2 protein-coding genes are annotated in these 2,171 nt (G+C 57.3%); both read right to left on the bottom strand.

The genetic code is table 11. The features are described from left to right. Positions 1 to 30: 30 nt before the first annotated feature. The gene (locus H7995_RS28030) at positions 31 to 609 is read right to left on the bottom strand and encodes a plasmid pRiA4b ORF-3 family protein (protein WP_057978970.1); all 579 of its coding nucleotides are present in this window, start codon (positions 607 to 609) and stop codon (positions 31 to 33) included. A 3-nt stretch (positions 610 to 612) separates the two neighbouring features. Beyond that, the gene (gene tnpC, locus H7995_RS28025; protein ID WP_057978969.1) at positions 613 to 2,118 is read right to left on the bottom strand and encodes an IS66 family transposase; all 1,506 of its coding nucleotides are present in this window, start codon (positions 2,116 to 2,118) and stop codon (positions 613 to 615) included. Between the last annotated feature and the right edge of the window lie 53 nt (positions 2,119 to 2,171).

Raw genomic sequence — 2,171 nt, 5'->3', positions numbered from 1 at the left:
GTAACCGTCCGAGCTACACCGCCTTGAAACTCAGACCTTAATCTCCTTCAACCATTGATTGACGCGCTCCCATTCAAAAACCGTTGGATCGAAGGTACCGCCATGCCACTCCATCATGTCTTCATGCTCTGGGTGGTTGGGGTCAGCCATCACTTCAAGGAAGTCGGCATAACCTGGCCCACCGCCGATGTCTTCCGGCGGGCAAGCATTGGCGCCGTCAATGCAATACGGCACCTGAGGACATGCCACAGCGGGTAATTTCTTTTCAACTTTGATTCGGTGATCCCAGCCATCGCCGAAGTCATAGAGGTAGCGAAACGTCTTTTTCCCGTTCAACGCTTTGATCAGGGTTTTGCGGGCATCGGAGTTCACGGGTGGGCCCCATCCATCGGGGTCGGGAGTGCCGTAATTCTCTCCGGCAATTTCAAATTCATGCAGATGCCCACCTTCCCAGCCCATCGCGAACTGGATCACTGTGTGCAATTTGCTCAAAGTAATGTTCTCGGGCACCGCCACGCGGCGCCAGATGGCAGGTTCGATCCATTTCAATTCAATGTGCAGTAGCAACAAATCAGGCTCGGGTTTTAGCAAGCGAACATTTTTGGCCATGGATCAGGCAGCCTCGCAGAACTCAGTAAGTGTGAGAGAAACGTTCCAGGGCAGCAGTTCGTCGACCCGATTGATCGGGTAGTCGGCGATGCGCTCCAGCACGTGTGTCAAATAGGCTTGCGGGTTCAGGTCGTTGAGCTTGGCTGAACCCACCAGGCTGTAAATCGCAGCCGCTCGTTCTCCGCCGGCATCGGAACCGGCAAACAGGTAGTTTTTGCGGCCCAGCGCGACGGCGCGCAGCGCCCGTTCGGCGGCGTTGTTGTCGATTTCGATTCGGCCGTCATCGCAGAAGCGCGTTAAAGCCTGCCACCGGTTGAGGGCATAGAGGATTGCACCGCCCAATGTCGATTTTTTCGACAGTTGAGCCAGCGTCTGGTTAAGCCACGCGTGCAGGTGCTCCAGCAGTGGACTCGCCCGACTTTGCCGAACCGTTTTTCTATGATCTGGCGGTTGTCCTCGGATCTCGCTTTCGATGGCATACAGGGCCGCAATCCGTTGCAGCGCCTCGCCAGCAAGTGGTGAAGCCTGGTCTGTGTAGACATCGTAAAACTTGCGGCGGACGTGAGCCCAGCAGGCGGCTTCCTGAATGGTGCCTGTAGCATACAGCTGAGCAAAACCGGCGTAGCCGTCAGCCTGCAAGATCCCGCTGAAGCCCTTGAGATGAGCACGGGGATGTTGCCCCTTGCGATCCGGCGAGTAGGCAAACCATACAGCCGCCGGCGTCGTGTAACCGGCAGGTCGGTCGTCCCGCACGTATGTCCATAGGCGAGCCGTTTTGGTTTTGCCGTTGCCCGGCGCAAGTACACCAATCGGCGTGTCGTCAGCATGGACTTTATGGCCGCTCATGACATGACGCTCAAGGGCGTTGATCAGCGGCCTGAGCAATTGACTGCTCTGGCCGACCCAGTCGGCCAGAGTTGAGCGCTCCAAATCCACGCCCTCACGGGCGTAGATCTCGCATTGTCGATACAGTGGCAAATGGTCAACAAACTTGGAGACCAGCACGTGGGCCAGTAGCCCAGGGCCTGCAAGGCCTCGGGCTATCGGGCGACTCGGCGCCGGTACCTGAGCGATGTGCTCGCAGCAGCGGCAAACCAGCTTCGGGCGAACATGGCGGATCACTTTGAAACGCGCTGGGACGTACTCCAGCACCTCAGACACATCCTCCCCCAAGTGGCGAAGTTTCCCACCACAACCAGAACACTGTGATTCGGGCTGATGGACGTGAATTTCGCGAGGCAGGTGTTCAGGTAATGGCTTGCGCCGAGAGACAGGGCGAGGTGGCGGTTCGGTTGGCGGCGTCAGTTCAGTCTGGCTGACTTGCAACTCTTCAAGACTCAGTTGGAGCTGATCGATCATCGCGTCCAGTTGCTCGGAGCTGCGACCAAACTGCATACGACGCAGCTTGGCGATCATCATTTTCAAACGCTCAATCTCTGCCCGCTGGGCAGAGACCAGAGCCTTCAAGGCTTGAAGATCGTTAGGCAGGGAGTCGGTCGCGAGAGTCATGACCGAATGTTACTTGGGATTTTTTCAGCGTGGCAAGTCAGACCGCGAGGACG

It is taken from the genome of Pseudomonas kielensis, from assembly GCF_014236655.1.
GTDB classification, from domain to species: Bacteria; Pseudomonadota; Gammaproteobacteria; order Pseudomonadales; family Pseudomonadaceae; genus Aquipseudomonas; species Aquipseudomonas kielensis.
Note: the sequence above shows the minus strand (reverse complement) of the source record. Positions and strands in the feature narration are given on the sequence as shown.